This window comes from Pandoraea anhela (assembly GCF_902459655.1).
GTDB lineage: Bacteria > Pseudomonadota > Gammaproteobacteria > Burkholderiales > Burkholderiaceae > Pandoraea > Pandoraea anhela.
On sequence record NZ_CABPSB010000001.1, the window covers coordinates 408,573 to 433,781 of the forward strand.

At 65.1% G+C, this 25,209-nt stretch carries 16 protein-coding genes; 11 read left to right on the forward strand and 5 right to left on the reverse strand.

From position 1 onward, the window contains the following. Positions 1-218 precede the first annotated feature (218 nt). The 7 genes from PAN31108_RS01690 (at position 219) to PAN31108_RS01720 (ending at position 11,045) form a co-directional block, all read left to right on the forward strand. The gene (locus tag PAN31108_RS01690; protein ID WP_150667161.1) at positions 219-1,085 is read left to right on the forward strand and encodes an alpha/beta hydrolase; all 867 of its coding nucleotides are present in this window, start codon (positions 219-221) and stop codon (positions 1,083-1,085) included. A gap of 27 nt (positions 1,086-1,112) precedes the next feature. Beyond that, positions 1,113-2,432, forward strand: a complete 1,320-nt coding sequence (locus PAN31108_RS01695) for an efflux RND transporter periplasmic adaptor subunit (RefSeq protein WP_150667162.1) — start codon at positions 1,113-1,115, stop codon at positions 2,430-2,432. A gap of 101 nt (positions 2,433-2,533) precedes the next feature. Further along, entirely contained in the window at positions 2,534-5,719 is a 3,186-nt protein-coding gene (locus PAN31108_RS01700; RefSeq protein WP_150667163.1) for an efflux RND transporter permease subunit, read from the forward strand. Between the two features lie 12 nt (positions 5,720-5,731). Next, positions 5,732-7,282, forward strand: a complete 1,551-nt coding sequence (locus PAN31108_RS01705; protein WP_150667164.1) for an efflux transporter outer membrane subunit — start codon at positions 5,732-5,734, stop codon at positions 7,280-7,282. Positions 7,283-7,787: 505 nt separating this feature from the next. After that, a complete protein-coding gene (locus tag PAN31108_RS01710) occupies positions 7,788-8,231 on the forward strand; it encodes an RcnB family protein (RefSeq protein WP_150667165.1) in 444 nt (147 codons plus the stop codon). A gap of 548 nt (positions 8,232-8,779) precedes the next feature. Next, positions 8,780-9,913, forward strand: a complete 1,134-nt coding sequence (locus PAN31108_RS01715) for an HPP family protein (RefSeq protein ID WP_150667166.1) — start codon at positions 8,780-8,782, stop codon at positions 9,911-9,913. A 304-nt stretch (positions 9,914-10,217) separates the two neighbouring features. Continuing rightward, positions 10,218-11,045 (forward strand): hypothetical protein, encoded by an 828-nt coding sequence (locus tag PAN31108_RS01720; protein WP_150667167.1) that lies wholly within the window; start codon positions 10,218-10,220, stop codon positions 11,043-11,045. 86 nt (positions 11,046-11,131) lie between these two features. Here the strand turns inward: PAN31108_RS01720 and map are convergent, their stop codons facing one another. Together map and PAN31108_RS01730 are read right to left on the reverse strand one after the other, a co-directional pair. Next, complete coding sequence (map, locus tag PAN31108_RS01725; RefSeq protein WP_150667168.1) at positions 11,132-11,971, reverse strand: type I methionyl aminopeptidase; 840 nt, start codon at positions 11,969-11,971, stop codon at positions 11,132-11,134. Further along, positions 11,971-12,225, reverse strand: a complete 255-nt coding sequence (locus PAN31108_RS01730; protein ID WP_150667169.1) for a ParD-like family protein — start codon at positions 12,223-12,225, stop codon at positions 11,971-11,973. The genes map and PAN31108_RS01730 overlap by 1 nt, the downstream gene beginning before the upstream one ends. A gap of 329 nt (positions 12,226-12,554) precedes the next feature. Between PAN31108_RS01730 and PAN31108_RS26260 the strand changes: the two genes are divergently transcribed. Together PAN31108_RS26260 and PAN31108_RS01740 are read left to right on the forward strand one after the other, a co-directional pair. Next, positions 12,555-12,929: a DUF2946 domain-containing protein gene (locus PAN31108_RS26260; RefSeq protein ID WP_174994796.1), complete on the forward strand. Its 375-nt coding sequence runs from the start codon at positions 12,555-12,557 to the stop codon at positions 12,927-12,929. Between the two features lie 235 nt (positions 12,930-13,164). Then, positions 13,165-15,327, forward strand: a complete 2,163-nt coding sequence (locus PAN31108_RS01740; RefSeq protein ID WP_150667171.1) for a TonB-dependent receptor — start codon at positions 13,165-13,167, stop codon at positions 15,325-15,327. A 47-nt stretch (positions 15,328-15,374) separates the two neighbouring features. On the opposite strand, the gene PAN31108_RS01745 is transcribed toward PAN31108_RS01740, so the two are convergent. Further along, positions 15,375-16,952, reverse strand: a complete 1,578-nt coding sequence (locus tag PAN31108_RS01745; protein WP_150667172.1) for an MFS transporter — start codon at positions 16,950-16,952, stop codon at positions 15,375-15,377. Between the two features lie 115 nt (positions 16,953-17,067). On the opposite strand from PAN31108_RS01745, the gene PAN31108_RS01750 reads away from it, so the two are divergent. Further along, complete coding sequence (locus PAN31108_RS01750; protein ID WP_150667173.1) at positions 17,068-17,973, forward strand: LysR family transcriptional regulator; 906 nt, start codon at positions 17,068-17,070, stop codon at positions 17,971-17,973. 103 nt (positions 17,974-18,076) lie between these two features. Here PAN31108_RS01750 and PAN31108_RS01755 read toward each other — a convergent pair whose 3' ends face one another. After that, positions 18,077-19,225 (reverse strand): ABC transporter substrate-binding protein, encoded by a 1,149-nt coding sequence (locus tag PAN31108_RS01755; RefSeq protein WP_246183743.1) that lies wholly within the window; start codon positions 19,223-19,225, stop codon positions 18,077-18,079. Between the two features lie 376 nt (positions 19,226-19,601). Further along, the gene (locus PAN31108_RS01760; RefSeq protein ID WP_150667175.1) at positions 19,602-20,465 is read right to left on the reverse strand and encodes a phage tail tip lysozyme; all 864 of its coding nucleotides are present in this window, start codon (positions 20,463-20,465) and stop codon (positions 19,602-19,604) included. 610 nt (positions 20,466-21,075) lie between these two features. Here PAN31108_RS01760 and PAN31108_RS01765 point away from each other — a divergent pair. Beyond that, positions 21,076-25,131 (forward strand): FUSC family protein, encoded by a 4,056-nt coding sequence (locus tag PAN31108_RS01765; RefSeq protein ID WP_150667176.1) that lies wholly within the window; start codon positions 21,076-21,078, stop codon positions 25,129-25,131. The last annotated feature ends 78 nt before the right edge of the window (positions 25,132-25,209 follow it).

The following is a 25,209-nucleotide window of genomic DNA, read 5'->3' on the forward strand; positions in this document are numbered from 1 at the left end:
AGCCAACGCCCATAAGGCTGAGACGGATTAGTCGAGCTGGCCGAACAGTGTTGCCAAATTATAGGCGTTTATCCCAATGTCCGTGGCCTCTAGACTTCGCTCCATCGAATGTCATCAGAGGGGTATCGCTCGCGCGAGCCCAAAGCCATATGTCAACCAACGCCAAGTCGAAATCGGGCCAAGCGGGAAAATCGGGGTCGCCGGGATCGGGCGGTCCGATGTTGCGCACCGACGACGGACTGCGCATCGAAGAGGTGAGCATCGAGGGGCACATCGCCCCCGTGACGCTGCGCCTGTACCGGCCGGTGGGCGCCGCCGCCGGCACGCCCGCCGAGTCTGTCGGGCAGCCGGGCGTCGTGGTGCCGCTTGAAGCCCATTTGCCCGCCGTACTGTATTTCCACGGCGGGGGGTTCTGCCGGGGTTCGCTCGACGACGGCGACGCAGCCGCTCGTTTCCTGGCGCTCAATATTCCGGCGCTGGTCGTCTCGGTCGGTTACTCGCTCGCGCCCGAGCACCCGTTTCCCGCCGCGCCGGAAGACGCCTGGTGCGCCGCGCTCTGGCTGCAACGCCATGCTCGCCGTTACGGCGCCAGTCCGCGCCGTCTGGCCGTCACCGGCCACGACGCGGGCGGCAACATCGCGACGGCCCTCACCATGATTGCCCGCGATCGCGGCGAAGTCGTCATTTCGGCGCAAGCGCTGCTCGCCCCGCTGCTCGACCCCAGCATGACGCGTCTGGCCGATGGCCGCACGCCCAGCGACATCGAGGCAAGCGAGTGCGCCCGTTGCTACCGCGCCTATCTGCCGCATGCCACGCAGCGTCTGCATCCGTACGCCGCGCCGCTCGAATCCCGTCGTCTCGCGGGCCTGCCGCCCACGCTGATCGCATCCGCCGAACACGACCTGCTGCACGTCGAAGCTGAAAAATATGCTGCCGAGCTGATCGCGGCCGGCGTGCCGACGCAGGTCACGCGCCATCGCAGCGCGTCCCATTACGGTCTGGCCGCGCTGCCCGCAGCACTGCGGGAAGTGGCCACGTTCCTGACACGTCGGCTGGCGCCGCCCGCCACCGGCTCTACCCAGTGAGTCCATCCGATCCCGGAGATTTGAAAAATGACCACCCTCGCTCGCAAACCCGTACTTATTGCCGCTGCCGCCACGGCCGCGCTGCTCGCCATCGGCACGCTCACCGTCGTGCGCGTTGACGCCAGCACACCCACCGCGCAAGTGATGCCCACCGTAGAGGTCGACGTCGCCAATGTCCTGTCGCGCACGGTGACCGACTGGCAAAGCTACTCGGGCCGGCTCGACGCCGTCGACCGCGTCGATATCAAGCCGCTCGTGTCGGGCACCATCACCGCCGTGCATTTCAAGGACGGCCAGCTCGTGAAGAAGGGTGACGCCCTCTTCACCATCGATCCGCGTCCGTACGCCGCCGAAGTCGATCGCGCCGCCGCGCAACTCGCGTCTGCGCAGGCGCGCGACGTCTTTACCAGTACCGACCTCGCCCGCGCGCAGCGCCTGATCGCGGATAACGCCATCGCGAAGAAGGACTTCGACCAGAAGGAAAACGCCGCTCGCGAAGCCGTCGCCAACGTGAAGGCCGCGCAGGCCGCGCTGGAAACCGCCCGCATCAACCTCGGCTACACGCAGATCGTGGCGCCGGTGGCCGGGCGCGTCTCGCGCGCGGAGATCACCGTCGGCAACACGGTGTCGGCGGGTGCGCAATCGCCCGCGCTGACCACGGTGGTGTCGGTCTCGCCGATCTATGCGGCGTTCGATGTCGATGAACAGACCTACCTGCGCTACCTCTCGCGCGACACCGCCAAACCGGGCGCCGTGCCGGTCGACCTGGGCCTCGCCAACGAGTCGGGTTACTCGCGCAAGGGCACGGTGTACTCCGTGGATAACCGCTTCGACACCACGTCCGGCACGATCCGCGTTCGCGCGCGCTTCGACAACGCCGACGGCGCGCTCGTGCCGGGTCTCTATGCACGGATTCGCGTCGGTGGCGGCGAGCCGCACCCGGCGCTGCTCGTGGACGAAGCCGCCGTCGGCACCGATCAGAGCAAGAAATACGTGATGGTGGTCGATCAGGCCAACAAGGCGCAGTACCGCGAGGTGCAGTTGGGCGAGCGCCACGGCGGGCTGGTGGAAATCGCCGGCGGGCTGAAGGACGGCGAACGCATCATCGTGAACGGTCTGCAGCGCGTGCGCCCGGGCGACGCCGTCACGCCGAAGGTCGTGAAGATGGCGGGCGACACGGGCGATGCCCGCGACGTCGCACCGACGGCGGTGGCCGCCACCGGCGCGGACGATGCCGCCAAGGCTGCGGCACCGGCGGCCAACGACGCAAACGCTACGCAGAAAACTTCGCACAACGGCAGCAAGACCCAATCGGTCGCGGCGGCCAAAACCGCTTCGCGTTCGTAATGCCCGCCACGTTCGTCGTGCTGTCATTGCGTCCGATGCCCGACATGCGCGTGCAGGCACACAGCAACATCGCACGCTGAACGACACCCCAGAGTTTCGTCATGAATATCTCAAAATTCTTTATCGACCGGCCCATCTTCGCGGGCGTGCTTTCGGTCCTCACGCTGCTGGCCGGCCTGATCGCCGTGTTCCAGTTGCCGATTTCGGAATACCCGGAAGTGGTGCCGCCGTCGGTCGTCGTGCACGCTCAATACCCCGGCGCGAACCCGAAGGTGATCGCCGAGACCGTTGCGTCTCCGCTCGAAGAGCAGATCAACGGCGTGGAAAACATGCTCTACATGCAGTCGCAGGCCAATAGCGACGGCAACCTCACCACGACGGTCACCTTCCGTCTGGGCACCGACCCGGACAAGGCGCAGCAACTCGTGCAGAACCGCGTCTCGCAAGCGCTGCCGCGCCTGCCCGACGACGTGCAGCGTCTCGGTGTGACGACGATCAAGTCCTCGCCCACGCTTACGATGGTGGTGCACCTGATCTCGCCGAACGACCGTTACGACATGACGTACCTGCGCAACTACGCGCTCATCAACGTCAAGGATCGCCTCTCGCGTATCAAGGGCGTGGGCGAAGTGCAGATGTGGGGCGCCGGCGACTACTCGATGCGTGTCTGGCTCGACCCGGCCAAGGTGGCGCAGCGGGGTCTGACCGCGTCTGACGTCGTGAAGGCCATTCGCGAACAGAACGTGCAGGTCGCCGCCGGTGTGATCGGCGCGACGCCGGCCGGCCCGAACACCCCGTTGCAACTGAACGTGAACACGCGCGGTCGCCTGAACACGGAAGAAGAGTTCCGCGACATCATCCTGAAGACCTCGCCGGACGGCGCCGTCACGCACCTGAGCGACGTTGCCCGAGTGCAACTCGACGCCTCGTCGTACAGCCTGCGCTCGTTGCTCGACAACAAGCCGGCCATCGGTCTGGGTATCAACCAGTCGCCGGGTGCGAACTCGCTGCAAATCTCGGACGATGTCCGTGCCGCCATGGTCGACCTGCAAAAGGACATGCCCCCGGGCGTGGAATACCGCATCGCGTATGACCCGACGCAGTTCGTTCGCTCGTCGATCGAGGCGGTCGTACACACGCTGCTCGAAGCCATCGCACTGGTGGTGATCGTGGTGATCGTGTTCCTGCAAACCTGGCGCGCGTCGATCATCCCGCTGCTCGCCGTGCCGGTCTCGATCGTGGGCACGTTCGCCCTGCTGCTCGGCTTCGGCTACTCGATCAATGCGTTGTCGCTGTTCGGGATGGTGCTGGCCATCGGTATCGTGGTGGACGACGCCATCGTGGTGGTCGAGAACGTCGAACGCAACATCGCCGCCGGCCTCTCGCCGAAGGAAGCGACGTATCAGGCCATGCGGGAAGTGAGCGGTCCGATCATCGCGATTGCGCTCACGCTGGTGGCCGTGTTCGTGCCGCTCGCGTTCATGTCGGGCCTGACGGGCCAGTTCTACAAGCAGTTCGCCATGACCATCGCCATCTCGACGGTGATCTCGGCCTTCAACTCGCTCACGCTGTCGCCGGCCATGGCCGCGCTGCTGCTCAAGGACCATCACGCCAAGCCGGACTGGCTCACGCGTCAGATGAACCGTTATCTGGGCGGCTTCTTCAACCTGTTCAACCGCGTGTTCCATCGCGGCTCGGAAAAGTACGGTCACGGCGTGACCCGCGTGATCGGTCGCAAGGCCGTGATGATGGCGATCTTCGCGGTGCTGCTCGGTATCACGGTGCTGCTGGGCAAGGTCGTGCCGGGTGGTTTCGTGCCGGCGCAGGACAAGGAATATCTGATCGCCTTCGCGCAATTGCCCAACGGCGCATCGCTCGATCGCACCGACAAGGTGATCCGCGACATGTCGGAAATCGCGCTGAAGACCCCTGGCGTGAAGAACGCCGTGGCCTTCCCGGGGCTGTCGGTCAACGGCTTCACCAACTCGTCGTCTGCGGGGATCGTGTTCGTCACGCTCAAGCCGTTCAGCGAACGCAAGGACAAGTCGCTCTCGGCCGGTGCCATCGCCGCGAAGCTCAATGGCGAATACGCGAAGAACAAGGATTCGTTCATTGCCGTGTTCCCGCCTCCGCCGGTGCTGGGTCTGGGAACGCTCGGCGGCTTCAAGCTGCAAGTGGAAGACCGCGGCGCGCTCGGTTACGAAGCCCTGAACGACGCCACGCAGGCGTTCATCAAGAAGGCGTCGCAGACGAAGGAACTGGGGCCCACGTTCTCGTCGTACCAGATCAACGTGCCGCAGCTGAACGTCGACCTCGACCGCGTGAAGGCAAAGCAACTGGGTGTGCCGATCACCGACGTGTTCGACACCATGCAGATCTACCTCGGCTCGCTGTATGTGAACGACTTCAACAAGTTCGGCCGCGTGTATCAGGTCCGTGTGCAAGCCGACGCGCCGTATCGTGCGCACGCCGACGACATCGGCCTGCTCAAGACGCGTAACACCAATGGCGACATGGTGCCGCTCTCGTCGCTGGTCAAGGTCTCGCCGACCTACGGTCCGGAAATGGTGGTTCGCTATAACGGCTACACCGCTGCCGACATCAACGGCGGTCCGGCCCCCGGCTACTCGTCGGGTCAGGCGCAAGCGGCGGTGGAGCGCATCGCGGCCGAGACGCTGCCGCGCGGTGTGAAGTTCGAATGGACGGACCTGACGTATCAGCAAATCCTCGCGGGCGACTCCGCGCTGTGGGTGTTCCCGATCTCGGTGCTGCTGGTGTTCCTGGTGCTCGCCGCACAGTACGAAAGCCTGACGCTGCCGCTGGCCGTGATCATGATCGTGCCGATGAGCATCATGTCCGCCCTGTTCGGTGTGTGGCTCACGCGAGGGGATAACAACATCTTCACGCAGATCGGTTTGATGGTGCTTGTGGGGCTTTCAGCGAAGAACGCGATTCTGATCGTGGAATTCGCCCGGGAACTGGAAATGCAGGGACGCACGGCCATCGCGGCCGCTATCGAAGCCAGCCGTCTGCGTCTGCGCCCGATTCTGATGACCTCCATCGCGTTCATCATGGGTGTGGTGCCGCTGGTGACGTCGACCGGTGCCGGTTCGGAAATGCGTCACGCGATGGGTGTGGCCGTGTTCTTCGGCATGATCGGTGTGACCGGTTTCGGTCTGATCCTGACGCCGGTGTTCTACGTGCTGCTCCGTACGCTGGCGGGCAAAAAGCCGCTGCACAGTGCGCACGCGTCGACCATGCCCGCCAACGTCAAGGCCGAAGTCTGAAGGATGCCAATCATGCAATCGCAATGGATCAAACGTAGTCTGGGCGTCTCGGGCTTGCTCGCCACCTTGCTGGTGGTGGCGGGTTGCTCGATGGCCCCCACGTACGAAGTGCCGAAGGTGAGCGACAAGGGCACGCCCACGGCCTTCAAGGAAGCTGCCCTGCCCGCCAGCGAGGCCGGCACGTGGAAGACGGCCGAGCCGTCCGAAGCCGTGGCGCGCGGCGAATGGTGGAAGGTGTTCGGCGACGCCGCGCTCGACAAGCTCGAAGACGACGCGCTGGCCGCCAACCAGAACCTGAAGGCCGCCGCCGCCCGCGTGCAGCAAGCGCGCGGCATACAGCGTCAGGCACGTGCCGCGCTCTTCCCCACGCTCGATGCCGGGTTCGGGCCCACGCGCCAGAAGATCTCGCCGGCGTCGCAGTTGCAGCCGGACGGCACGAACATCGCGCCGTACACGCTGTGGCGTGCGCAGGCAAGCGTCGGTTACGAAGTCGACCTGTTCGGCCGTGTGTCGGATAACGTCGCCGCCGCCCGTGCAGACGCCGAGCAAAGCGAAGCGCTGTATCGCTCGGTACAGCTCGCGCTGCAAGCGGACGTCGCACAGAACTACTTCAACCTGCGCGAACTCGACGCCGAACAGGCGCTGTACACGCAAACGGTGAAGCTGCGCGAAGAGGCGCTGAAGCTGGTGCAGCGGCGCTTTACCGAAGGCGATATCGGCGAGCTGGACGTGGCGCGCGCCAAGGCCGAACTGGCCACGGCGCAGTCCGATGCACTCGCCGTAGCCCGCCTGCGTGCGGCGTCCGAGCACAGCCTGGCGATTCTGCTGGGCAAGACGCCGGCCGAGTTCACGTTCGCCCCCTCGCCGCTGGCGCCGGTGACAGTCCGCGTGCCCGCGGGTCTGCCGTCGGCGCTGCTGGAGCGTCGTCCGGACATCGCAGCGGCCGAGCGCGCCATGGCCGCCGCAAACGCGCGGATCGGTGTAGCGAAAGCCGCCTTCTTCCCGTCGCTGTCGCTCACCGGCTCGGGCGGATTCGAAGCCGCCACGCTGGGCGATCTGTTCAACTGGTCGAGCCGCACCTTCCTGCTCGGCCCGGTGGTCGGCGGCCTGCTCTCGATGCCGATCTTCGACGGCGGCGCGCGCAGCGGTAATTTGTCGCGTGCCCGCGCGCAGTACGAAGAGGATGTCGCGAACTATCGTCAGCAAGTGCTCGTGGCGTTCCAGGAAGTCGAGGACAACCTGTCGAACCTGCGTCTGCTCGATCAGCAAACGCGTGCGCAGGACGACGCCGTCAAGGCATCGAGTCGCGCCGCGCAGCTCTCGCGCACGCAGTACCAGGAGGGCTCGATCGCCTATCTGGATGTCATCGATGCCGAGCGCACGGTGTTGCAGACGCAACGCAGCGCGGTGCAACTGGCCGGTGCACAGGCGGTATCCACCGTCAACCTGATCCGCGCGCTTGGCGGTGGCTGGGGCGATTTGCCCAAGTCGCCGGTGGCGCCGGCCGACGCGACAACCGCGCCCACGGCGAACGCCTCGGGTGCGACAGTCGCCGCACGCTGATTCACGTTGGACTGAGATGGACTGAATTGAACTGAGTCGCATCGACTGCGCTGCGACCGGCGTGGTGTTCGCCCCCGGGGACACCACGCCAGCATGGATGCATCGAACCGGCGGCCGCGCTCGTACCCCAAGACGAGAGACGCGCCGACCCGCCCCCGACGCGCGCCTGGCGTGCCGCCGGTCTCGATGCGCCTCACGCGTCGCGTGACAGCGCCGTCGTCGCAGGTTTCCTCCCTGCGTCCCTGCTTGCCCGGTACCTGTCCGGCGTCAAAAGACGCCGGGCTCGTCCGGGCTTTTTTTTTGGCAGACGATGGTAGGATGGACGCACGGTCTTCGCTCACGCGTCACGCGTGTCGCGCGCCTGCGGCCAGGGTTCGTGCGGCTCGGGCAAGTTGTGCGATGCGAGCGGCACGACAGCGACGACCGTTGCTGGCAAGTCATCTCGAATGCTTCCCCCAAGTGCGGTCCGTCGTCCCGGCGGGCCCTACGATAAGGAGTGCACATAATGAAGATGCGCAAGACACTGTCGCTTTGCGTTGCCGCCGGTCTGGCGGTTTCCTCCTCTCTCGCGCTCGCGCAGGGCGGCCCGCCTCCCGAGGGAGGACCGGGCGGTCCGCCTGGGCACCAACCGGGCGGTCCGCACGGCAGCCCTCCGGGTCACGGCCCGCAGAAGGGGCATCACAATGGCCCGCCGCCGCGGGCGCAAGGTGGCCCCGGCGGCCCCGGCGGCCCCGGCGGTCAGGGCAACGATACTTCATGGCAACACCCCGAATGGCGCAAGGGTGATCGCGTGCCGCAGCAATATCGTGACGCCCAGTACCGCGTCGACGACTACCGCCAATACCATCTCGACGCCCCCAAGCGCGGCCACCACTGGGTTGGCGTGGGCGGCGACTTCCTGCTGGTCAACGGCTCGGGCGTCATCGTCCAGATCGTAGGCGGGCACTGAGAACCGATGAGCGGATGGGCGGCAGACGCCCACGCGTTTCTCCGGCGTCCCGAAGTTCCGCCGACTCGCCAGCCATGCGGCAGGGTGCAACGCTCTGCCGCATTCTCTTTGCCCTCTCTTGCCATCATCTCGCGGTCGTCTCGCTGTCCTTTCCTGACAGCCTGAGACATCCCAAGACATCCCGACGCGTCCGCCGACCTCGGCGCCCCTGCCCTGCGCCGCCGCCACGCGGGCCACGCGGGCCGCTCCGGCCGCTCGGATCGCCATCGCGCACCCTGGCCCGATCAGTTTGCTTCACGCCGCTGCTCACCCATTCGCATTCGCGCAATACCACCAATACGACCAATACGACAAACACGGCCGAAATGTCTCGTTTTCCTCACTTTGGTGCACGGCGTTCATACCAGTGGGATGCAAGCGCGGCGTTCGCTGCGACGCAGCATTAAAATCACGCGCTCCCGCTCTCCCAATTCATCGATATACGATATATCATGCGCAAAATATCAAGACGTCGCCCCAAGACGGTGCGGCCGATGGAGCGGGACGACATGGCAATGACACGACGCGATGTGCGCGATTGGATGGCGGGTTTTCTGCCCGCCGTGGCGGCGGTGCAGGTGCGCGAGCGGCTTCGCGCGGGCATCGGCGCGCTGTGCGGCATCGGCCTGACCGGCGGCCTGATGCTCTGGTGGCTCGGCCCAACGACATACGTCCCCTGGCTGGTCGCGCCGATGGGCGCGTCGGCCGTTCTGCTGTTCGGTGTTCCCGCCAGTCCTCTCGCACAACCGTGGTCGATGCTCGGCGGCAATCTCGTTGCGGCCGTCGTCGGGGTGACGTGCGCCATGTTGATCCCGACACCGGTCGTCGCCGCCGCCGCCGCCGTGGGCGTCTCCGTCGCGTTGATGTTTACGCTGCGCTGCGTGCACCCGCCCTCAGGGGCCGTCGCCCTCACGGCGGTGCTCGGCGGCCCGTCCGTCCATGCGCTCGGTTACGGTTTCGTGCTGACGCCGATCGCCTTGCAGTCGGTCATGTTGCTCGGTTGCGCCATCGCCTATCACGCGATCACCGGCCACCGTTACCCTCATGCCGTGCGCGCGCACGCGCCGGCGCGCCCGGTCGATGCGCAGGCGATGCCGGTCACGACGGCCGACGCCGAAAAGGCTCTCGCCCGTCGCAGTGAACTGCTCGACATTTCTGCGGACGATCTGGTCAGCCTGCTGCGCGACACGCAGCGTGAAGCTTATGCACGACGTGCGCGCGAATTGACGGCGGCGGACGTCATGGGCCCGCCGCTAGCGAAGGTGCAGGCGCACGACGAAGCGCCGGCCGCATGGCGTCTGTTGCAGCGGCATGGGCTGGACGCCTTGCCGGTCGTCGATGGCGATGCGCGCGTCATCGGACTGGTAACGCGTCACGACCTGCACGCCCGACGCGCACGCGGCCAGCGCTGGCCGCGCTTCACCGCATCGTTGGGCACATCGTTAGGCGCGGGACAACGCCCCGCGATACGCGATCTCATGCAGGGCGATCTCAAGTCGGCGACCGCCGGCATGCCGCTCTCCGAACTGGTGCCGCTGCTCGTCGCGCAACGCCACGGCACCCTGCCCGTGCTCGACGACGCTGCCCGGCTCGTTGGCGTCGTCACGCACGCCGAAGTGCTTCGCAGGGTCATGACGGCGTAGGCGTAGGCGTAGGCGCAGGCGTCGGGCGAGATCGAGATCGGCGTCGCCGACCGGCGCTCTCGCTGCACGCGACCTTTGCACCGGATCCCGTTGCATCCCTTCCTGGGCCGCCCTGCCCGTCGCCCTGCACGTCGCCCTGCACGTCGCCCTGCACGTCGCCCTGCCCGTCGCCCTGCCCCGACATCGACGGCAACGGGCACATGCGCGATTGTCAGCCTTATGCCGATCTGCAAGAATGGCGGCGTTGTAACGCACCATGTCGTACAGCTTCGATCAACGAAGCGATATCCGCTCAGGGGGAAACATGGAACCGATAACGTTCACGCAGTGTTTCAAAGGCGCATGGATCGACGGCCTCAACGCGTTACGCAATCGGCCGCTGCTATGTCTGTCGATTACGGTGGTCTTGCTTATCACGTCGGCGCTGGGCGTTTCGTTTCGACAACTGGCACTGACCGCATCGCAAAGCAGTTCCCCCGCCTTGTTCCGATTCCAGATTTCGTTGCTGTCGCTGGCCGTCAGCTTCGTGAATCTGTGCGCCCTGGCGATACTTGCCGTGCATGTTCTTCGTTATGTCGTACTCGGACCGGACGCCGCCCGACACGCCTCCTGGCTCGATCGCGGTGTGCGACGCTACGTCGCGACGTCGTTTCAGGTCGCCATCGTCTGGTGGATCGCGCTCATCATCGCCATTCCCGCCGGGGTCTTTGGTATGCGCCTGGTCGGACAGGGCAGTTCACGAGCGTTTGCGGCCACGCTTCTCGCGTTGCTCGTGTGTGTAACGCTCTTTCTGCTGGTGCGTATTTCTCTGATCTTTCCTCAGATCGCCGCAGGGCGCAGCAAACGCTGGCGCTCGGCGTGGCTTGACTCGCGGGGCCATTTCTGGTCGATGTTCGGCACCTCGATCGCGACCCTCATCCCGCTGATCATCGGCGGATTGATCGCATTTGCCATTGTGCAGGTCATCCTGAAGCTCATGCCTCAGGTGACGGTCGCCGTGCTGGCCTCGCTCATTCTGCAAGCCGTGATCTCGGTCATTTATCTCGCCGTCGCTTGCGCCGTGCTCGGCTGGCTCTATCACCGCTACGCCGATCAGTTACTCGTCTTCGAGGACGCCCCGGACGGTTTGTAGGCGATCCACGCAAAACGGGGCGCATGCGCTGCGCCCCGTTTCACGTCCATCAACCGCGACATCAACCCGCTTCCGGGCATCGTCGGTCAGGCGGCATTCACCGTCGCCACCGCCCCTTCGCTCGCATCGAGCGCACCATAACGCGCATACTCCCCGAGCCCGTCCGGCCACTGCGTGAGCACCTGGAATCCTGTCTCCGTGACGGCGACCATGTGCTCCCACTGTGCCGAGAGCGAGCGGTCGCGCGTGACGACCGTCCAGCCATCGGCGAGTTGCCTCGTATCCGGCTTGCCGACGTTGACCATCGGCTCGATGGTGAAGATCATGCCGGGACGCAGCGCCAGGCCCGTGCCCGGACGACCGTAATGCAACACCTGCGGGTCGTCGTGGTACGTGGTGCCGATGCCGTGCCCGCAGTAGTCGCGCACGATGCTGAAGCCCTCGCGATGCGCCACCGTCTGGATCGCGTAGCCGACGTCGCCGAGCGTCGCCCCCGGTCGCACCGCGCGAATGCCCGCGAGCATCGCTTCGTACGTCGTATCGACCAGACGCCTGGCCAGAATGCTCGGCTTGCCGGCGTAATACATGCGGCTCGTATCGCCGTACCAGCCGTCCTTGATCAGCGCGACGTCGATGTTCACGATATCGCCGTCGTGCAGTTTCTTGTCGCCCGGAATACCGTGGCAGACAACATGATTGACCGACGCACACACCGTCTTCGGATACCCGTGATAACCGATGTTGGCGGGAATCGCCTTCAGCTCGTCGACGATGAAGTCGTGGCAGAGACGATCGAGCGCATCGGTCGTGACGCCGGGTCTCACGTGCTCGCCGATCATCGCGAGCACCTGTGCGGCCATCTCCCCGGCGCGACGCGACAGGGCAACTTCTTCTTTCGAGCGGATCACAACGTTTTCGCGCACCATTACGCCACCTTGTTCAATACGGTGACGGGTGCACCGGTTGCTGGAGAAACGACGGTCCCGGCCTCTCCGACCGGCCCGCCCTCGGACTCGATGAGTCGGCGGCAAATCTCGCCGTAACTCATCGTGGGATTCAACTCGGCGAGCATGCCGACGCGCAGCCAATGCTCGGCTTGCGCGTTGATGGAGCGGCTGAGTGCGCCGCTGGTGTTGCGCAGCGCCTCATGCATTTGCTCCGATATTTTGACGATACCCATGATGCAGGCCTTTATATGCGAAATAGCTACGAAACGTATATTACCAGCCTTGCCCTGAATTGTCTTCCCCCGTCTGCGGTGCCTCGTCAACGGCTCGCCGTCAACCGATGATGCATGGCACGCAGACGCAACGACACGCCGCACCCTCGCCCCCCCGACCGGGTGATGCGGGGCGCAGCGGCCCCGGTCGAGTCGCCCGTCGCGACAAATTGCCGCAAGGCGTCGCATTCATCGCGAAATTGACGATGGCGGCGAATTGCCGCGTGCGCGTGCGTGATAGCATCCGGGCTCGCCTTCACGAACGCGGTTTGTCGCCGCGTGCCCCGAACATGCCGGTATGGTCTCGCAGCAAGCGCATCGCATGGGTCGGCCTCGCCGCCATGTGGATGTTGCTTTGCGCACCGCTGATCAGCCAGTATCTGCGCGCACACCCGTCGTCCGTCGACGACGCGCTGTCCGGCGCCTTCTGTACCAGCCTGGATGAAACGGCCGCCCAGAGTCGGCACACGCCGATCTCCCATGCGGCCAGCGCCGCCTGCGGCTATTGTTCGCTGCTCGCGCACAGCCCTGCGCTGCCTCCCGCATCGTTCGCGCTCGTCGACACCCGCCTCGGCGGCACGCGCCTTGCGCCGTCGCCGACATTGACCGACGTCGGCACCCCGCTACGTCTCACGCCGCCCTCCCGCGCTCCGCCCTCGATCTGACCCGCATCGGCCGTCGCGCCCCTGACAGCCCGCCACGCCTGTCGCCCATTTCGATCGATGGCGATGTTCCGGCGCGAGCGTGCATGTCCGACGCATACGGCCGTCCCGCATCGCTCACACGCATTGCCTCGAACCTTGCTGGCGCCCCTCCAGGGCGACGGCTTGCACACGCTTGCGCACCACTGCACGGCAGGCGCTCGCGCGCGCCCCGATAACGATAAATCCAGACAGCGTCATGAAAACGTCATTCCCGATGCGCACCGCCGTCGCGGCGGCCATTGGCTCGCTGTGCGCCTTCGCGCACGCCACCGACACCAGCACCACCGTCACCGCCAGCACCACCATCACCAACGGCGCACCTTCGCAGAACGTTCAACTGCCGGCCACGCAGGTGCGGGGGGACACCGTCAAACCGCTCGATGACCCGATACAGACCGGTAGCCGTCTCGGTCTGTCGATCAAGGAAACGCCTGCGAGCGTCGACGTCATCGACCATCGGCAATTGGCGGAGCGCGGCGATGCGAGCATTGTCGACGCCGTCAGCCGCGCGACCGGCATCAACGCGTCGCCGCACCCCGGCAACGGCGGCTCGGAACTCGGCGCGCGCGGTTTCGTCGGCAGCGCCTCGGTCACGCAGCTCTACGACGGCGTTCGCCCTTACGGCGCCATCGGCGTGACCTTCCCTTTCGACACCTGGTCCGTGGAACGCATCGAAGTCCTTCGTGGTCCTGCGTCCGTCATCTATGGCGAGGGCGCCATCGGCGGCGTGATCAACATCGTCCCGAAAAAGCCCGAGCAAACGCCGATCGAAAACGAGGTCCAACTCGGCATCGGGACGGAAAAGACGGGACGCGCGGCCATCGGCAGCGGCGGCGCCATCACCGACAAACTCGCCTACCGGTTCGACGCGAGCGCCAATCGCTCCAACAACTGGGTCGATCGGGGCGACTCGCGCAATGCGTCGTTCTCCGCCGCGATCCACTACGACTTCACACCGCGCTTGTCCGTGACGGCCTCACTGGCCGAAGGCAACCAACACCCGATGCAGTACTTCGGCGTACCGCTGGTCGGCGGCCGTCTCGATCCGGCCACGTATCGGAAGAACTACAACGTGGGCGATTCGCTCATCACCTACCGGGACAGTTGGACGACGCTGGCGGCATCGTGGCGGCCGACGGACGAGATCGTCGTCACCAGCACGCTTTACCGCATGAAGAGCAAGCGACACTGGAAAGATGCCGAGGACTACACCTACGTGCCGTCGTCCGGACAGGTCCGGCGCAGCAGCTACACCGAGATACTCCACGATCAGGCGCAGATCGGCAACGTGACGGCCGCGACGCTCAAGGGACATCTCTTCGGCATGGAAAACGCCGTCTCGGCGGGCTTCGAGTTCAACCACACGACGTTCCGGCACACCAACAACTCGCCCTATGCCGGCACGTCGTTCGTGGATCTCGACAACCCCGATCCGGGCAACTTCGTGAACGTGGCCGGCACGTATCCGAAATACCGCTCGCAGGCGAATCAATACGCGTTCTTCGCGGAGAACCGTCTTAAGATCACGTCGCGCTGGTCGGTGATCGGCGGCGTGCGCTACGACCATGCGAGCATCCACCGCGACGACCTCGTTGCGGGCAGCGCCTTCTCCAAAGACCTCGGTTACACCGGCTGGCGCGTGGGCACCGTCTACGACGTGACGGCCGACACCACGGTATACGGGCAATACGCGGTCGCGGCCGACCCGGTGAGCGCATTGCTCATGCTCACGCCGGCCAAAGCGAAGTTCGATCTGGCGACGGGCAAGCAGATCGAACTCGGCGTGAAACAGGACTGGCTCGACGGCCGCGTCGACGGCACGCTGTCCGTCTACCGTATCGTAAAAAACAACCTGCTGTCGGTCGATCCGCTCAATCCGTCGCTCAGTTTGCAGGTCGGCCAGCAATCGTCGCGCGGGGTGGAACTGACGCTCGGCGCGCAACTGACCCGCGACGTGCGCATCGACGCGAACGGTACGTGGCTGCGCGCCAAATACGATCGGTTCGATGAAAGCGCAGCCGGCGCGTCGGTCTCGCGGGCAGGCAACGTGCCGGTCAACGTGCCGCAACAGATGGCGAACCTTTGGATGCGCTGGCGCTTCGCTCAGGCCTGGACCGCAAGCGGTGGGCTGAAGTACGTGGGCAAACGCTACGCGGATACGGCGAACACGCTGACCCTGCCGTCCTACACCACGGTCGATCTGGCGCTCGCCTGGCAGCCGCGACGCGACCTTACGCTCACCGGCCGCCTCTACAACGTCTTCAACCGCCATTACGTGCAAACGGCTTACTACAACAACACGCAGTGGCTGCTGGGCAACGACCGTCGCGCCGAACTGGCGATGCTTTACCGGTTCTGAGCCCCCCCGCACGAGTCGGCGAGGGCGGGCGTGCGCGGCGGCACCGGTCAGCCTGCGTTTTCGGTCACGGCGCACACTGCGTCACACTCGCGCTCGCCGCGACCGAAGGCGATTACGCTCATCAACGCCATCGACCACGCCCCGACGACGCCGTACAGCATCACCCATCCGAAGCCGTGCACCAGCGCGTCACGGGCCACATCGGCAACATGCGTGGCTTGCACGACCTGCCCTTGCGGGCCCGCAAGCGCCATGGCATCGACAATGGCATCGAAACTGCCTGCGGCGACCCTCTCCGCGAGCGCGCGCAACGACGGCGCGTCGAGGATGCCCGGCAGCGCACTCGTCAGATAGGTATGGACGCCCTTGAGCAAAATGAAGCCCATCAGCGCGATGTTGATGGCCAGACTGATCAGTCGCGCACTCATATCGATGCCGGAGGCCATGCCCGCCCGATGGGTTGACACGGCACCCGTCGCCGTATTGGTGACCGGCGTATTCGTCAGTCCGAGTCCTGCGCCACAGAGTACGCAGCCCGGCAGCATCGTGAGCCAACTGGCGTGCGCCATGCCCGAACCGAGCTTCATCAGCAGGAAACCCAGGCCGATGGTGAACAACCCCAGCGGGATCACCCGGCGCGCATCGAAGCGCTGCGAAAGCCGCTCGGCAACGGGCGGCACGACCAGCGTCGGGAGCGTATAAGCCAACAGCGACCAACCGGCCTCCACGCTCGAATATCCCAGCGCCCCCTGAAAGTAGATCGGCAGGTAAATCATGAACGCCCAGTAGCTGAAGTTCATGCCCATCGAGCCGAACATGGCCCCGGCGAAGCGGCGAATCCGGAACACCGAGAAATCGAACATCGGACGGGGGCTACGCGTCTCGACCAGGAGAAATGCGAGGAAACAAGCCAGTGTGGCGGCCGCGATGCCCAACGTCTGAGGACTGCCCATCCCCAGGTCGGGTCCTTGCGTAATGAGGTACACCAGACCGAACGTCGCCAGCGACAGCGTGACGACGCCTGGCAAGTCGAGGTCATTCGCGTGCGGATCCCGAGACTCCTGCACACCGACGAACACCAAACCGAGCGCAACGATCGCAAGCACCGCATGAACGAGAAAAACCCACTGCCAGTCGGCCACCGCAACGATCATGCCGCCAACGATCGGGCCGAAACCGAGTCCGATGCCGAAGATGATGCCCCATGCACCGAACGCCTTGCTGCGCTCACGCCCTTCACGAAATTGATGTGAGAGCAACGCGACCTGACAAATCAGCATCGCGCCACCGCCCATGCCCTGCAGGAAGCGACTCACGATCAGCACCGGCGCGCTCTGCGCCAGGCCACAGGCGAGCGACGTCAGTCCGAAGGCCACGATACTGATCACATACACGCGCCGGCGTCCGAAGCGATCGGCGAGCGTTCCCGTCGCCATCAATACGGTCGTACACGCGAGCGTGTAAGCGTTCATGATCCATTGAATGTCCTTGAAGTCGGCGTGAAGCACGCCTTCGAGGGTGGCAAGGACTGTCGGGACACTGGAGATTTCGAGACCGAACATCAGCGACGTCAGGCAGATGGCGGCGAGCGCCATCGCGTTCTGAGGGACGCGAGGAAATGTCATGGGAGCGCAAAAAAGAATGAAGTCGGAGGTAATATATCGGGAATCAAATTCCCGATTACCGACATTTCTTCCCGCAATACGCGCCTCTTGGGAACCAATCGAATCGAGACGCCCTATGACGAACAAACTCGACGGTGTTGCGGTCTTAGTACAGGTCATCGAAGCCGGCAGCTTTACGCTCGCCGCCGAGCGCATGCACCTGACGCGCTCGGCCATCGGCAAGGTGATTTCGCGCCTGGAAGCGCGACTGGGGGTACGCCTGCTGCATCGCACGACGCGCAGCCACACGCTCACGGAGGCCGGGCGCATCTACTACGAGCGATGCGTCAGGGCGCTGGCCGAACTCGACGCCGGCGCCGCCGAGGTCGAGAGCGGTCTTGCCGAGCCGCGCGGCCGGTTGCGCGTGAGCGTGCCGATCGCGTTCGGTCATCAATGTGTGGCGCCGGTGTTGTTCGGCCTGGCGCGCCAGTACCCGAAGCTGCAAATCGACATCTCGTTTTCCGACCGGGCCGTCGATCTCATCGAGGAGAACATCGATCTTGCGGTACGCATCGGCGAGTTGCGCGATCGCACGACGCTCGACGCGCGGCGCCTGGGCACGCAGTACTTGAGTATCGGAGCATCGCCGTCATATCTCGCCCGGTACGGCATGCCCGTCTCGGCAGACGACTTCGCAGGGCACACGGCGATCTCGTATTCGAGCGACGGCGCGACGTCGAAATGGCGAATCCTGCGTGAGGACGGCGGCGAACAGGAACTGCAAATCACCCGCCAGTTGAGCCTCGACGACGTACAGGCCATTGCGGACGCCGGCATTGCAGGATTGGGACTGGTATATCTGCCGTGCTGGCTGCTAGAGAGGCACGTGGCCGCCGGCCATCTCGTCGCGGTGCGCGAGCGGTGCGGCGTGCGTCCACAGGCGATTCACGTCGTGTGGCCGAAAACGCCTTATCTGCCGTCAAAGACACGGTGCGCCATCGACGCGCTGAGCGTGGAGATTCCGAAGCTGAAGATCGGTTGACGGGACGATAGTCCGCGCTGTCGGCAAGCGCACGAGAACCGACCGACGCAAAACGATGGCGCGAGCGCCCGGACGTCTCTCGTCCGGGCGCATGGGGACACGCTTACTGATGGGCAGGTTGCGCCACCCGCCACTGCGCGTGCTCGATCTTTAGCATCACGCGCGCGCGTGCGTCGAGGCCCGCATGATCGGTCGGGCTCATGTTGAAGATGCCCTGCGATCCCGCGACTTCACGCACGTTTTCCAGACCGTCGCGCAACGCGGCGCGGAACGCTTCGGTACCGGGCTTGGCGGTCTTGAGTGCGCTCATCACCGCGTTTTGCAGCAGCAGACCGGCATCCCAGCCGTTCGCGCCGAACGGCGACACCGAACCCGCCCCGTAGGCCTTCTCATAGATCCGCTTGTATTGCTGAGCCGACGCATATACCGGGTTGGACTGCGGGAGATCGTCCACGACCAGCAACGGGCCGGCAGGCAGCAGGGTCCCTTCGCAATCCGCACCGCACAGACGCAGGAAATCGTTGTTCGTCACGCCGTGCGTCTGATAGATCACGCCTTTGTAGCCGCGCTCCTTAAGGGTTTTCTGCGGCAGCACGGCGGGCGTTCCGGCGCCGGCGACGAGCACCGCATCCGCGTGGCTGGCCACCATGCGCAGCACCTGCCCCGTCACCGAGGTATCCGTGCGTGCATAACGTTCGTTCGCGACGATCTTGATGCCGCGCGCCTGCGCCGACTTCGAGAACGAGGTGTACCAGCCTTCGCCGTACGCATCGCTGAACCCGATGAACGCCACCGTCTTCACCTTTTGGCTCGCCATGTATTCGGTCACGGCGTCGGCCATCAGGGCATCGTTTTGCGGCGTCTTGAAGATCCAGCGCCGCTTGTCGTCGACCGGCTCGACGATGGCGGTGCCGGCCGCCAGGGAGATCATCGGCGTATGCGATTCGGCGGCCACCGCCGACATCGCCAGCGAACTCGGTACGGTCGTCGAGCCGAAAATCGCGTCCACATGGTCCTCGGAGACAAACTTGCGCACATTGGCGACGGCCTGCGTCGGATCGCTCCCGTCGTCGAGCACGATGTAGGTCACAGGTTCGTTGCCGATGCGCCGGGGCAGCAGCGCAATGGTGTTCTTCTCCGGAATACCGATGGACGCCGCCGGGCCAGTCGTCGAGAGGCTGACCCCGACCTTGATCTCGGCGGAAGCGAGCGGCGCATGCAGGCCGAGCAAAAAGGCACTGCATCCGAGCATGACGGCAGTGCGAGACAACGCGGGAAATTTCATAGGATGTGACGAGAAGCGACGCCGCCCGGCGAGCGTCAGGCGAAGCAGCGCAGCGAAGTTTGGGGGGCTGGCGCCGGGGCAGATGACCCAGGCTGAATCAGGCTCGCGGGGCGCAAGCTTAGCAAGCACGAGGGACGCGACATTCACATCGCTTCGTTTTAGGACTCATGCGAAGTTTTATCAGGCAATACCGCACGGCGCGATATGCACATTTGCCGATGCGGATTCCATGGCGATGCAGGAGATGGCGGCGATGGTGGCGAACGGCGCCGGCGTTCGCCGCCAGCACCGTTCGCCACTTGCCATCGCCTCACTCGGCCTTGCAATGCCTTGCTACGCCGCGTCAACCCTGAACGAAGCGCAGATTCGCAATACGTGACGCCATCTGCGGATCGCTCGGTTGCTCGTACATCCGCGTAAACACTTCCGTGGCCTCTTCCGCCGACTTCGTATTACGCAATGCGTTGAGCGCGTTGCTGTAGGGCCCCTTCATTTCCTGCACGATGAACTGGGCGGCGTTCAGGGGGCTGCCGACATCGTTGCCGGTCTTTGCTGCCAACGCCTTGAGCCCCTCGAGACGCGTACCGCTCCATTGCCCCATACCAAAGCCGCTTTGGTTGTCGTCGGCATGGAACGAGCTGTCGAGACCGCGGAAGTGGTCCGCGCCAGCCTCGCCTTGCGAAATGTTGGCGTTCAGGCCCGCGCTCTCGTGGTACAGACTGGCGACCATGCCTTCGGCGGCGTGCCTGGGCAAGTGGAGCTGGTCCATGAAATAGTTGACGAGCGCTTTCGCCATGTTGCGGCTTTCGCTCTCGCTCAACGGGCGCGTGCTCGCCTTGCCGCTGAGCCCCTCGGCGCCACGCTGACCACCCGAGTCGCCGACGGCGCCAGCGCCCGTGTTCTCCGGTGTACCCGGCGTGTTGTCGGTGTCGTTATCGTCATCGGCACCGCCAACGTCACCGCCATCGTCCACGTCCCCACCATCGTCGACATCGCCACCGTCATCGACATTACCGCCATCACCACCGGCATCCACACCGCCGTCATCTGGCGGCGCGGCCAGACGCGTTTGCGGCCCGCCCGCACCGCCGACGGGGGAAGGACCGCCATCGTCCGACTGGTTGGACATTGCCCGTTGCAGCAGCACCATCATCTCCTGCATCAACTTCTTGATGTCCTCCTCGAGATGCGAAATGTCCTGGGACAAACCGGAAAGGTCGTCATTTGAGAGCGGCGAAGTGGCAGCATGGGCTGCCGATGAACTCACATTTATCATGATCGTGGGCCTTGCAAGACGAAGTAGAAACGCGTTAAACGATGTTGTGCAGGCACGCCGGAGGGAAACTTGTGCAACCTCAGTGTCCTGCCAGACGATGTTGATCCAGCCAAATGGACTCGCCCAAAGAAATCTGTATCGATGGCGAAAAAAGCGAATTCCCGAACGTGAATCTCAATTCTTTTCGTAATTGCGCACATCGCTTCGCCTAGGATTCCTAATCGTAAAAGACGATATGCAGTATCGATTTCATCAGCGATCGCCGCTGTAGCACGCATAACCAGACCGGACGAGAAACCGCCGGCAAAGCGCGAGACGCCTACCACGTGTCGCTTGGAGTACCCTGATGTTAAAACGCCTGCCCTCGCAATCCACATCGACGCAGCCCCCCCGGACAGGCGGGCCTGCCGTTTCGGGAAGCGGTAGTCCGGGTGCTGCCCAACCGGTACCACGTCAGTTCGACGCCCCTGTTGCGACGCTTCCCGCTCGCGCCCCGGTGGCCTGCGCGGCCCCGTCGGGCGACAAATCGCTGCTGTCTCGCATGCAATCGAAGCTGTTCGCCCGCGCCGTGGTCATTCAGCCGGGGGTGACAGGCACAACCCTCACCCGCCATCGCCCCACGGGCCCCGCCGCTACGCCCGCCAAACTACCCGGCGACCCGGATCTGAACCCCGGCGCACTGCTCTCGCTGGCGCAACACATGCACGAGAGTCTCGCAAAATCCGAGATCGAAGTCTGGGCAAGGCCAGCCCCATCGCCTGCCCGGCAACGGCTGGTGCGCATGTTTCCGTTCCTGTCGGCCGGTCCGACGCGCAACATTGCGCGACTCAATGTTCAGCATGTGAACGACGTCGGCCGTCCGCCGTCGGGCGCCTCGAAGCCCACTGCCGTCGAACCGCATACGGGAACGGTGCCGGCCTCCGTCAAAACACTCATCGAGCGCATCGACCGGTTGCAGGGCGACCTCGATACGGCGCTCGCTCGCGTGAAAACGGCGCAACAGACGCTGAGCGCGGCAATGCAAGCCCATGAACGGGAAGTTCGCCTGGGCACAGCGCCCGGCACGCCCCAAGTCGTCGCGACCGAGGCCGCCGTGGCGCAAGCGCGTGACGCGCTTGCGCTCGCCAACGTCCATCGCGACGCGGCCGCCAGCGCCCTGCACCGCACCCTGCATGGTCCGGAAGCCCTGATGATCGCGTCCATCAACTTCCACGAGCAGGAAACGCAGGCGCACACGGCCTTCGCGCTCGACCGGATCGGGGACTTCTCGCGTCAGGTCGACCAATGTCGGCAGGAAACCCCGGGCAAGCTCGACGACATCAAAACCGCGATGCAAGCCGGGGGCGACGCCGTGCGTCACCTCATGGCGCTGGCCCGACAGGCCGATGCGGCGCGTGAGCAGGCCGCGAGAGCCGAAACCGAAGTCGATCGTCTTAGCCGGAAAATCGCGACGTTACCGGCAGACACCTCCGTTGCCGCCCCACGGGGGCTGCGCGAAGGCGCAGACGCGTCGCCTCATGCAAGAACGCTGCTCGATCGGTTGCAAACGGCGCAAACGAGCTATGAGCGTGCGATGTCGATCGTCGCACGCATCGAGGCCGATCACGGCGATCTCGACCTCGCCATCACGCAGAAGATGGGGGAACTGGAGACGCTGCTCGCGTCGCGAAGCCAGGTCGTTCGCGATGCGCATCAGGCCGAGCGGCTCGCCGGGCAGATCGACGCGCTACGGCGCGACGTCCCGTCGCTGAAGAAACCCACCGACAAACGACCGGACAACGACGACGCGATCAAGACGCTGAACGAGCACATCGCAAAGATCGGGGCGGCCAATACGTCCCGGTTCTCGCCCGAAACGCAGGCCAGAATCGCGCCGTTGCTCCAGACGATGGCCGCGCGCCTGCGCGACCAGACCTCCGCGCCTATGCCCGACCACGGCATTGCCGAAGTCGTCTCGAACGCGCTTCACGCCGCGCTGGGCGGCACAGTGGACGACGCGGCGCACGATGCAGCACACGACAGCGCGCGCGGCGAACGCGCGGTGCGCGCACTGAGCGCGATGGCGGCGCGCCCGGCGGCCTACTGGACTCGGGCCGACGGGGCCTCCGGTCAGACCACCAACGACGTGCGCGAGCTGTGCCGGGCGTTGTCCCGACTGCCGCGTGGCGCCGATCTGATTCATTGCCTGAGCGAAGACGGCGATACCGCTCCGGACAAGGAAACGCACACGGCGCTGCGCGTGTTCTGGGCAGCCGACGATGCCCGGGCCGCGCGCCATGGCGACGCTGCGGACGCAGACGTCACGGCGTGGCTCGGCAAAGCCTGCGACGTGGCCGCCGCCAAACTCGCAGCCCGTGGCGGCGACACCGCAGTCCGGCACGACGATGTCGCGCTCGCCGCTTACCATGCCGTGCGCAACGGCTACACCAGTAACGCGGCCGGTTCGGCGTATGCCTTGCACAACGCGCGGATTCACAAGGCCTCGGAAGACTGGGTGATGCATGCGAACGCCAACGCCTCGCCGCAGCAACGTCCCCAGGTACCGGTTTGGGTCAAGGTGTGGCGCAAGGTTTCGCCGCTCAGCGAAAAGACCCCGTTTCGCGCCGCTACGATCCGAACCGCCAATCATCTGGGCGAGCACATCGGTCTGAGTCATCCGGCGCTCACGCTCGATCGCGCGGTGCGGCGCAAGATCGAGACCGCCGAAGCACAACTGGTCGAAGCGCACGCGCAGCCGCTTGCGCCCGAAGCCAAAGAGACGGTGCTCGTCGCCAAATGCATCGTCGCCCATCTCAAGCAGTTGGAGACCAAAGGCGTTCATTTGTCGGAAGTCGCGCTCGGGCCTCACGATCTGGCGGCCGTCAAACGTCGCGTGCTCAGCGCACACAAGGCCGCGACGAAAGCCGATGGCGCACCGGGCGCACCGAAGCACGGCGCCCCGATGTCAGGCAAAGCACCGATGATCGCGCTGCCGGAGGCCTTCTTCGCCTTGTTCGACGAGCATCGCTCGGCATATGAAGCGATGGCAACGATCAACCAGTCGCTCGCCGATATCGTGCCACCCAAAGCGCCCGATGCCGGCGACGAAGACGCGGGCAAAGCGAACGCCGACGTCTCCGACAAGCGTGACAGCGCCATCCTCGAAAAGGCGGCCCTCGATTACGTGCGCACGGGCAAACTCGCTGATAAGACCGGCGTCGAGATGCTGCTCAGCAGCTATGTGGAAGGCTTTCGCAGCGGCCATCGCATCCGTCTGGCCGGCGGCGGCACGCTCGGCGGCGGGCTGCCGAAGCTGCCCGTAGCCGTCTCGCCTGCGGTCGTCACGCCGGTGTTCGGCGCCGAGGCGTCGGTCTCGAGCGAGGCGTCGTTGCAGATCGCGATGAACACGCTGAGTCTCGAAGTCTCCATCGGGCAGGTGCAGACGAAAGCCGCAGAGACGACCATCGGTGCGGCCGTCGGCGGCACGATCCACGGTCCGGTATCGGCGCAAGGCACTGTCACGGCAAGGTTCGCGACGTCACGAACGCTCACGCAGGCGACCGTTCTGCGTGAGCCCCGTACCCCGAAGAACGACGACAAGACGCGCAACGAAATGCTCGACGTGATCCACAGCACGCTGCAATGGGACACGCTCAAGCCCAGGCAAGGACCTGCATACGCCAATCCGCTCGAAGCGATCTTCGCGCGCCACCCCACGATCTCCATCGTCGAGCTGCTCGAAAACGGCCGCTCGGATACCACGACCGTGCGCGCGGCAGCCACGCTGCCGGCCATCAAACGCAAAACGCATGGGAAGGCGACGCAGACGCTCGGACTGGAAGTCTCGGTCGCCGGCGAGCACGACAAGGCGCGCTCGCACCGCATGGAGACCGGCGGCGGCGTGCAGATCAATGCGCAAGGGGTGAACGCCCAGCAGCGTATCACCGCGGGGGCCGCTGTCGGGTTCTCGCCGATCGCCAACCAGACCGCCAAAATCAAAGGAAGCGACGCCTCCGTTCTCACACAGTCCCTGCCGCTGGGCGTTTCGGTGACGCGCGACATGTATTGGCACATGGATCGCAAGGAAATCAGCGCCTTTCAGGTCGACGGGAAGTTCGACGCCGACCTCGATCGCTACCACGCCACGGCCCGCGACATGCTCGCGGAAATTTCGGCCAACCGGGAAAGCTGGCTGCGTCAGGCCGTCTCGAAGATGACGCCCGACGAGACGGGCGAGAAGAATACGCCGACGAACCGCATGCGGGCGGCGGCGCAGCTCGAAGCGTTCGAGTCGGCGGTGCGAGAGATCGACAAAGACAACAAGCTGTGCCATTTCCAGATCAACTACAGCCTGTCGCCGCACATCGGTCCGTGGGTCGACAACCTGCGCGCGCTCGCCCAACAGGCCGAGGCGCGGGGCGACCATGCGACGGCCAACCAGGCCCGTAACGATATCGATGCCGTATTGCAAATGCCTGGCGCGTGGCACGGGAGCCGACTCACGGTGCGCAAGCGCGTGAAGGACCAGCACGCATTCGGGGTTCGCACGGTCATCCGCATGCAGACGACGCGCACCGCCGAAGGTCAGCAAACGCTGGCGCAGTTCCCTCCCGCCTAATCGCCCCCGGGGCCGACGCTGGCGGGGCAGCGTGCGGTTGAGGTCGGTTGAGGTGCCTGGGGGCGTGTCGCAGGTACG

Excerpts from the sequence above, each read along its gene's own strand:
- PAN31108_RS01745 (WP_150667172.1), bottom strand. The coding sequence starts at position 16,952 with ATGACATTTCCTCGCGTCCCTCAGAACGCGATGGCGCTCGCCGCCATC.
- PAN31108_RS01710 (WP_150667165.1), top strand. The coding sequence starts at position 7,788 with ATGAAGATGCGCAAGACACTGTCGCTTTGCGTTGCCGCCGGTCTGGCG.
- PAN31108_RS01690 (WP_150667161.1), top strand. The coding sequence starts at position 219 with ATGTTGCGCACCGACGACGGACTGCGCATCGAAGAGGTGAGCATCGAG.
- PAN31108_RS01700 (WP_150667163.1), top strand. The coding sequence starts at position 2,534 with ATGAATATCTCAAAATTCTTTATCGACCGGCCCATCTTCGCGGGCGTG.
- PAN31108_RS01750 (WP_150667173.1), top strand. The coding sequence starts at position 17,068 with ATGACGAACAAACTCGACGGTGTTGCGGTCTTAGTACAGGTCATCGAA.
- PAN31108_RS26260 (WP_174994796.1), top strand. The coding sequence starts at position 12,555 with ATGCCGGTATGGTCTCGCAGCAAGCGCATCGCATGGGTCGGCCTCGCC.
- PAN31108_RS01765 (WP_150667176.1), top strand. The coding sequence starts at position 21,076 with ATGCAATCGAAGCTGTTCGCCCGCGCCGTGGTCATTCAGCCGGGGGTG.
- PAN31108_RS01695 (WP_150667162.1), top strand. The coding sequence starts at position 1,113 with ATGACCACCCTCGCTCGCAAACCCGTACTTATTGCCGCTGCCGCCACG.
- PAN31108_RS01730 (WP_150667169.1), bottom strand. The coding sequence starts at position 12,225 with ATGGGTATCGTCAAAATATCGGAGCAAATGCATGAGGCGCTGCGCAAC.
- PAN31108_RS01755 (WP_246183743.1), bottom strand. The coding sequence starts at position 19,225 with ATGCTCGGATGCAGTGCCTTTTTGCTCGGCCTGCATGCGCCGCTCGCT.
- map (WP_150667168.1), bottom strand. The coding sequence starts at position 11,971 with ATGGTGCGCGAAAACGTTGTGATCCGCTCGAAAGAAGAAGTTGCCCTG.
- PAN31108_RS01715 (WP_150667166.1), top strand. The coding sequence starts at position 8,780 with ATGGCAATGACACGACGCGATGTGCGCGATTGGATGGCGGGTTTTCTG.
- PAN31108_RS01705 (WP_150667164.1), top strand. The coding sequence starts at position 5,732 with ATGCAATCGCAATGGATCAAACGTAGTCTGGGCGTCTCGGGCTTGCTC.
- PAN31108_RS01740 (WP_150667171.1), top strand. The coding sequence starts at position 13,165 with ATGAAAACGTCATTCCCGATGCGCACCGCCGTCGCGGCGGCCATTGGC.
- PAN31108_RS01720 (WP_150667167.1), top strand. The coding sequence starts at position 10,218 with ATGGAACCGATAACGTTCACGCAGTGTTTCAAAGGCGCATGGATCGAC.